The organism is Methylocystis sp. (assembly GCF_051062815.1).
Taxonomy (GTDB): domain Bacteria; phylum Pseudomonadota; class Alphaproteobacteria; order Rhizobiales; family Beijerinckiaceae; genus Methylocystis.
This window is the reverse complement of sequence record NZ_JBPFDU010000038.1, coordinates 1-7,712: the sequence shown is the minus strand read 5'-3', so window position 1 is coordinate 7,712 and position 7,712 is coordinate 1. Positions and strand designations below refer to the sequence as shown.

General features: G+C 60.0%; 8 protein-coding genes. 1 reads left to right on the top strand and 7 read right to left on the bottom strand.

Annotation, left to right across the window (positions count from 1 at the left end):
• Positions 1-22 precede the first annotated feature (22 nt).
• Positions 23-217, top strand: coding sequence for a DUF6522 family protein (locus ACR65W_RS05845; protein WP_434502384.1), 195 nt, complete (start codon positions 23-25; stop codon positions 215-217).
• Here the strand turns inward: ACR65W_RS05845 and ACR65W_RS05840 are convergent.
• The 7 genes from ACR65W_RS05840 to ACR65W_RS05810 form a co-directional block, all read right to left on the bottom strand.
• The gene (locus ACR65W_RS05840; RefSeq protein ID WP_175095812.1) at positions 126-878 is read right to left on the bottom strand and encodes an acetyl-CoA hydrolase/transferase C-terminal domain-containing protein; all 753 of its coding nucleotides are present in this window, start codon (positions 876-878) and stop codon (positions 126-128) included. The two genes, ACR65W_RS05845 and ACR65W_RS05840, sit on opposite strands and share 92 nt — an antisense overlap.
• A complete protein-coding gene (locus ACR65W_RS05835) occupies positions 796-1,533 on the bottom strand; it encodes a hypothetical protein (protein ID WP_434499075.1) in 738 nt (245 codons plus the stop codon). The genes ACR65W_RS05840 and ACR65W_RS05835 overlap by 83 nt, the downstream gene beginning before the upstream one ends.
• A gap of 86 nt (positions 1,534-1,619) precedes the next feature.
• Positions 1,620-3,719, bottom strand: a complete 2,100-nt coding sequence (locus ACR65W_RS05830; RefSeq protein ID WP_175095810.1) for a 3-hydroxyacyl-CoA dehydrogenase NAD-binding domain-containing protein — start codon at positions 3,717-3,719, stop codon at positions 1,620-1,622.
• Positions 3,720-3,731: 12 nt separating this feature from the next.
• Positions 3,732-5,015: an acetyl-CoA C-acetyltransferase gene (locus tag ACR65W_RS05825; protein ID WP_175095809.1), complete on the bottom strand. Its 1,284-nt coding sequence runs from the start codon at positions 5,013-5,015 to the stop codon at positions 3,732-3,734.
• A complete protein-coding gene (locus ACR65W_RS05820; protein ID WP_196398998.1) occupies positions 5,012-7,279 on the bottom strand; it encodes an acyl-CoA dehydrogenase in 2,268 nt (755 codons plus the stop codon). Before ACR65W_RS05820 ends, ACR65W_RS05825 begins: the two co-directional genes overlap by 4 nt.
• The gene (locus ACR65W_RS05815; protein ID WP_175095807.1) at positions 7,191-7,418 is read right to left on the bottom strand and encodes a hypothetical protein; all 228 of its coding nucleotides are present in this window, start codon (positions 7,416-7,418) and stop codon (positions 7,191-7,193) included. Before ACR65W_RS05815 ends, ACR65W_RS05820 begins: the two co-directional genes overlap by 89 nt.
• A gap of 132 nt (positions 7,419-7,550) precedes the next feature.
• A partial coding sequence (locus ACR65W_RS05810; protein WP_434499076.1) for an aldehyde dehydrogenase family protein occupies positions 7,551-7,712 on the bottom strand: 162 nt, incomplete at its 5' end.

Sequence of the window (7,712 nt, the reverse complement as noted above, 5' to 3'; positions counted from 1 at the left end):
AATCCCTGCGGTTCAATCGCTAATGCGCAACGGGGAAGTGACGAGCCGTTGCGAGAAGGGTGAGAACGAGGATGCGGGGCGATATCGGCTGACATTTTTCCATAAGGGTCGGCGCTTTCAGTTGGTCATCGACTCGACGGGTAAAATCCTCCAACGATCAGTGATTGATTTCGGCGACAGGGCATTGCCGGCCTCGTTGCGCAAGCCCGGAATTTAGGGCGTGACCAGTGCCCCGGTAGAGCCGGTGGCGCCTGAGATTCGTGATGGAAAAAGCGACCGCCAATATGTCGAGTGGCCGGCAAGGTCATCAAAGAGCGAGCGTCGTCCAGCGCGAACGCCTGCGCCACGAAATTATACTGGCCGCCGACGACGCTGACGACGCGTCCATCGTCAAGAGTATCGGAAATGGCGGCGCCGAGCGCGGTCACCATCATCGTCGTATTGACGAGCCGCGCTTGAATGCGATCGCGACGCTTTCGATGCTCGTCCCCGTAAAGCTGATTGACGAAAGACACCGCCGTCATGCGGAAGCGGTCGCGTTCCGCTTCCGGCAGTTCCCTCAGCGCACGATAGAAGCCGCTTGAGCCAAGAAAAAATGCGGAATGTAAGAGGACGCCGCCCTCCGCAGTCCTCCTGAGAACGCCGGCCCGATACAAATCGAGAAAGCTCTCGACGAACATCTCGCTCGCCGCATAAAGGCCAATAGAAAATTCCTCGGTCGAGAGCTTCAACCATGACGAATCAGTCGCTTGTTCAGCATCGCCGTCTAATCGGCTTAGCGCTTCACAAAAATCCTTATTGTGTTCCTGGCGCAGACAAAGGCCATAAGCTACGGCGATCGCCGATCGAGCCAATGCCAATCTGAAGCGTTCCGCCATCGGGGATCAACGCAGCGCAGCGAAGCCCAATGGCGTATTGCGCATCCGATACCGGAAGGCGCGGGACGCCGAACAACGGAAAATCGTAAGCGTCAGCTTCCAGAATGTGATCAAAAGCGGTTACTGGAAGCGCTGCGTCCCAGCCCATATAGGGCAACTCGCTATTGACCTGTCCCACCAGAATAGCCGCCTCGCCGCGCTTGCGTTTTTGCGCAAGCAAGGGAAGCACGTCGAGAGTGATGTCCGGATTGCATGCAAGACTTAGCGGCGCGTCTGCCCCCGGGCGTTGTCTCGAAACAAGCTGGGCGATGACGTTCAGCCCACGATCCATCAAATATTTGGCGGCATCAGTGTAGTTGGCGGACAGATAATTTTGCTGCGCCAGCGGAGCAGCGAGCCATTCTCCCGCGAGCAGAAAGAACTCGTTCACTTCGATGTTCGGCGGAAGCGCGTTGTTTCGCACCGCCTCAACATAACTCAATCTCGGATAGCCGCAGAACAGGCGCGCATTCAGCGGCTCGACAAAGCGGCGCTCCAGGTCGCTTTTCCAGGTCCGCGGATCGAGCGTGAGAGCAGTGAAGATACGTAGCCGGATGCTGCGATCCGCAGCCGCCCGGGCGTAAAGTTCGTTGGCGACATGGTTCGCCTTGCCCAAACCAAGCGGCAGGCCGAGGACGATGTCTCTTCCGACTTCCTCCAGGATACGATCAGCGAGCGCGCCGACGTTGTCATGGACGATGGTCAAATCGGCGCGTCCAGTTTCGACCAGCCTTCGTCGGGCGCAAAGCGCGGGCCATGCTTCCCGGACAGCTCGCGCAGCGCCGAAACAATATTTTCTGCGCCGCGTGTCCTCGCGTAGCGCAAAGGTCCGCCGAGGAATGGTGCAAAGCCGGCGCCGAAAATCATCGCCGCATCGATGGTCTCCTCATCCTCGGCGACGCCCTTACGTAAACATTCGACACAGGCGTTAACAAGAGGAAGCACAAGACGATCGGCGATGCTTTCATCGGGTTCTGGTGCGCTGATTTTTTTTGGCTTGCCGTCGGCGTAATCGTAAAAGCCCTTGCCCGATTTGCGACCGAGCTCGCCTCGTTCGACCTTCTCACGCAGCAAGGGCGGCGCCTCCGGAAGGGATTCGACCGATGCTCTCAGCCTGTCCGCCACATCCAGACAAATGTCGAGGCCGACATGATCGGCGACTTCGACGGGCCCCATCGGCATGCCAAAGCGCTCTGCGGCTTCGTCGATTGTTTCTGCATTAACGCCCTCGTCCAACATCACGAGGGCTTCGAGCAGGTAGGGCGTAAGCGCGCGATTGACGAGAAAACCAGGGGCGCTGGCAACCGGCGCGGCCAAGCGGTCGATCCGGGCGCAGAATGCTCGCGCCCTTGCAAGCGCCTCATCGCTCACAAGATTGTGGCGCACGACTTCGATCAGCTCGAGGCGTGCAACGGGGTTGAAAAAATGTAGGCCAACGAGTCGCTCGGGCTTGCATAGCGCATCGCGCAGCTGCTCCAGCGGAATGCTCGAGGTGTTCGTCGCCAACACGGCGTCGTTGCTCATGCGCGGTTCGATCGACTGGAAGACCTCACGCTTAAGGTCGATTCGTTCTGGCACGGCTTCAATCACGATGTCGGCGCGACCGACGCCGAAATCTTCGAAATCCGGCACCAAACGGTCGAGCGCGTCGCGCCTCTGTGCGGCACCGTCGAGTCGGCGTGCGAAAAGCTCTTGGGCGCGCTTCATCATTTTGCCCAGTGCAAGCCGATCCGCATCGGCAATCGTTACCCGGAGCCCCTTGAGTGCGCACCAGGCGGCGATGTCGCCGCCCATGACGCCTGCGCCGACGACATGAACATGCTGCAGATCAGAGTTGGTTGGATGGGAACTCGCGATTTTCTTTAGTTTCTCGCGGAGAAAGAATGCGCGAATGAGATTCTGCGCAGTTTCGCCGAGGAGGAGATCGGCGAATGATTGGATCTCATTTTTCAGCATCGCTTCTCTTCGACCGCCATCCTGCTCCCACAGCTCGATGAGTTGGTAGGGCGCCGGGTAGTGTTCCGGTCGCGCCTTTTGTCGGGTCTTGGCGCGCATAGCGGAGGCCGCGAGCTTTCGCGCCGGCGCGAGTGAAAGCGCGGTCGCTCTCCATCCTCTCCAAGCGTGTTTTGGCTTTGCGGCAACCGCCGTGTTCACGGCCGCCCTGACATGGCGCTCGTCGGTTACGATGTCTACGAGGCCAAGCGACTTCGCCTTGGAGGCGGAGAGCGTTTGGCCCGTCAACATCATTGTCATGGCTTCAATAGGATCGACCAATCCCGTTAAGCGCGCCGTTCCACCGAGACCGGGATGCAGGCCGAGCTTTATCTCCGGAAATCCGAAAATGGCTCCCCTTGTGGCGATGCGACAGCCGCAAGCCAGCGCGAGCTCAAGACCGCCGCCCAGGCAGAAGCCATGTATAACTGCAAGTGTCGGGCAGCGGAGCGCTTCCAGATTGCGCAATATGGCATGCGCCCGATCGAGCCGCGCCTTCAACCCCGTAGCGTCGCGCAATTCACGGAAATCGCGAATATCGGCGCCGGCGATAAAACCGGAAGGCTTGGCGGACCGTAAGATGAGACCCCTTGGCAGCCGACCTTTGAGTTCGCCGAGACATTCATCAAGTTCGGAAAGCACCGACTCCGAGAGTGTATTGACGTTCTCGCCGCTTCGATCCAGCAACAGCCAGGCGATATCATCCGCGTCTCGCTTCAGGAGCCAATCCCGACCGCGCCATGACGGCTCGACGATCGGCCCGAGCTCAAGATTCCGAGGCTGTAGAATGGACCAGATCTTGCCGACCATGGTCGCTCTCCTTCAAATGGCCTCAACCAAAATGGCCCCGCCCTGTCCGCCACCGATGCATTCCGTAGCAACGCCGCGCTTGGCGCCAATACGCTTCATCGCGTTGGCGAGATGTAGCGTAATGCGATTCCCGCTAGCGCCGACCGGATGGCCGAGCGCGACGGCGCCGCCGTCAACATTGAGCCGATCATGCTCTACAAGTCCGAAGGGGCCGTCGAGTCCCAGGCCTTCTTTGCAATAGGCTTCGTCCTTCCACGCGGCGAGGCAAGCGAGGACTTGCGCCGCAAAAGCCTCGTTGATTTCCCAAAGATCGACGTCGTCACGCGCGAGCCCGTTGCGCTTCAACAATGCGGTCACGCAGAGTGTTGGAGCCAGGCCCATGATCGAAGGATCGAGCGCCGACCATTGCGAGTCGACGATGCGCGCGAACGGCGCGAGCTGATGTTTGTCGACTGCGGCTTCGGAGGCGAGGATCGTCCACGAAGCGCCGTCGGTTATCTGAGAGCTGTTTCCCGGCGTGACCTGGCCGTAAGGTTTTTCAAAAGCGGGCGAAAGCCCGGCCAGTTTTTCGACCGATGTATCTGGTCTAACGCCGTCGTCCCTCTCGTAAAGATTTCCCTCTCGATCAACGATCGGGATCACCTCGCCCTTAAGGAAGCCAGCGTCCTGCGCCTGCGCGAGGCGGCTATGACTCGTCACTGCATATTGATCGGCTTGCTCGCGGGTAACGGAGAAAAGATGAGCAATGACCTCTGCGGTTTGTCCCATATTCAAATTGACGATCGGATCGGTGAGCCCGCGCTCCAGTCCGACAATGGGTTTGAAAAATCGAGGTCGCAGTTCGGTCAACCGCTTCGCTTTTCTCCATGCGCTCTTTTCGATCGAGAACCGTCCGAACCAGTCTGCCGCGTCGCGTCTTATGACAAGCGGCGCATGAGAGAGGGCCTCAGCGCCGCCGGCAAGGACGATATCGGCGGACCCGTCCTGAATGTAGCGAAAGGCGGTGTCGATCGACTGCATGCCCGAACCGCAATTAATCTGCACCGTGAATGCGACCATCTCTTCGTCGAGCCCGAGCCGCAAAGCGGCAACGCGCGCTGGATTGACTTCGTCAGCGATCACGTTGACGCAGCCCAGAATCGTCATGTCGATGGCTTCCGCCACGGACGGCTGGCGCAACAACAACGGTCGGCCGCATTGGACGGCGAGATCAACGGGCGTAACCGGGCCCGGCCGGCCGCGCGACTTGAGGAATGGCGTTCGCGCGCCGTCCACGAGATAGACGCGCCGCTTCATTCCGCTGCGCGGTCGGGCCTCTGTTGTCGCCCTGGCCATTGCAAGCGATCCTCTTCTACGAGCGGCGACAGCTCTCTCGGCTCGAAGTCGTCGACAGCGATAACATCGAAGACGGCGGACTCCGCCGCGTGCAAGCGCTCAGCCTCATTTTCGTCGATGACGCCTTGTTGCAAGCCGTCTTCGATCGAGTCGCATTTTGGTTCGCGTAGCCTTCGGCGCAGCCGCTCCGTTTCGATGGTCAGGTCGAACGCCCGCTCCAGTCGCGCAACGGCGTCGCCGCTACATCCTCTGAAAACATCAGCGGTGAGCCGCTCGCGCGCCTCGCTCGGTCGCGTCAGGATCGCCGCGCAGCGTCGCGCCAGATCGTCCGATGGTCCAAGTCGCCTCGCGCCGAACGGGAGAATGATGAGTTTCGCCATTCGCGCGATGAATCGGTTTGGCAAATTGGCGAGCGTTTCGACGAGAAGGTTTTCGATCCGGCAAATCCCCGCCGCGACGCAATAGTCAACGAGAGGCTCGTCGGACTCGCGCCGACCTTCGTCATGAAACCGTTTGAGCACAGCTGACAGGAAATAGAGTTCGGCGAGAACGTCGCCGAGTCTCGCCGAGATCATCTCCCTTCGTTTGAGCCGGCCGCCGAGCGTCAGCAAGGCGAAATCAGCGACCAACGCGAACGACGCGGCATATCGGGATAGCTGCCTATAATGATGTGTCACGGCGCCCGCCTTCGGGGCCGGGCCGACAAGACCTCCGCTCCAGCTCCACAACCATGCGCGGCTGAGATTGGCGAAGAAATGTCTGACATGGCGCCAGAGCGCTCGGTCGAACCGTTCAACCCCTTTGTCAGGATCAGCCAGCGCGAGCATTTCCTCCAAGAGATAAGGGTGGCTGCGGATCACCCCCTGTCCGAAAATGATGAGACTGCGCGTTAACAGATTCGCGCCTTCGACAGTAATGGCGATCGGCGTCATCCGGTGGAGATTGCCGAGATAATTTCTCGGCCCATCCATGATGGCCTTCCCGGCGTGAATATCCATCGCGACATCCACCGACTTGCGCATGCGTTCGGTAGCGTGAGCCTTAATGATCGCCGATATGACGGCGGGCTTGTAGCCCTGGACCAAGGCGGCGCAGGTCAGCCGTCGCGCCGCGTCGATTTCGTAGGCCGTGGCGGCAAGGTAGCCGAGGCGATCTTGCACGGCTTCCAACTCGCCGATGGGGACCCCGAACTGTTCCCGAATTCGCGTATAGGCGCCGGTCGAACGGGCGGTGAAAGCCGCCGTGGCTGCCGCTAATGACGGCAACGAGATTCCACGCCCGGCGGCGAGCGCGCTCATCAGCATCTTCCAGCCGGCGCCGATGCGATCCTCCCCGCCGATGATCCAGTCGAGCGGCGCAAAAACGTCGCGTCCCCGATTCGGGCCGTTCTGGAAGGCCTGGAAAGCCGGGAGGTGCCGTGTGCCGATCTCGACCCCCGGCGTATTGGCCGGCACGAGCGCTACGGTGATGCCGAGATCTTCGTCGCCGCCAAGCAAACGATCCGGATCGTAGACCTTGAAAGCGAGACCAAGCACGGTCGCGATAGGACCCAGCGTGATGTAACGTTTATGCCAGTTTAGCCTTAGACCGAGCACACGCTCCCCATGCTGCTCGCCGTAACAGACGATTCCTGTGTCCGTCATTGAGGAGGCGTCCGAGCCGGCCTGCGGACTGGTTAGGCAGAAACATGGAATCTCGCGCCCGTCGGCCAAGCGCGGGAGCCAGCGCGCCTTCTGGTCCTCGGTTCCGAACTCGAGCAGCAGTTCCCCCGGCCCGAGTGAGTTCGGCACCATCACCGTGACAGCGGCTGTGGGACTGCGGCTGGCGATCTTGCGAACCACTTGTGAATGCGCATAGGCGGAAAAACCCAAGCCGCCATATCTTTGCGGAATAATCATTCCGAAGAATTTATTCTGTTTCAGAAAGGTCCAAAGCTCGCCGGGCAAGTCGCGCCGTTCCCACTGGATCCTCCATTCGTCCAGCATGCGGCACAGTTCCTCCACCGGACCGTTCAGGAACGTCTGCTCCGCCCGGCTCAAACTTGCCGGCGGCATAGCGAGAAGTTTGCTCCAGTCCGGCGCGCCGGTGAAGAGTTCGGCGTCCCACCAGACATCCCCCGCTTCTATTGCGTCGCGTTCAGTAGCCGACATTTCCGGAAGAGAGCGACGCGCCCAGCTGAAGATAGGCGCCGAGACCAGTTTGCTCCTGATAGATACAAGGCTCAATTTTCATGCCCACTATCGCCGCGCCAGCAGTCCGCTCAGTTTCAAGACCGCCTTTTTGTGGATGCGGCAGCTGATTTCGTAAGTTGGCGATCCTTACATGGCGCACGCGCAAAGCCTGACCACCCCGCAGATCCGCCATCGTAATCCCTCCTAACCTTTATTGCCGCGCCACACGCATCGAGCATCTCTCGCGCCTCACGATGAGGCCCCTGATCAGATATGCGGCCATGCTCGGCCGATGCGAGCCCGAGATGATCCCATCAGCGGTCGCTCATCGCTCTCGTTCCGCGGTGCCGCCATAGACGCAAACTGTCTTGATATTGACAAATTCCTTGATGCCGTACGCCGAAAGCTCTCGACCGAAGCCGCTCTGCTTGACGCCACCGAACGGCAGACGCGGGTTCGAGCGCACAGGCTCGTTGACGAATACGCA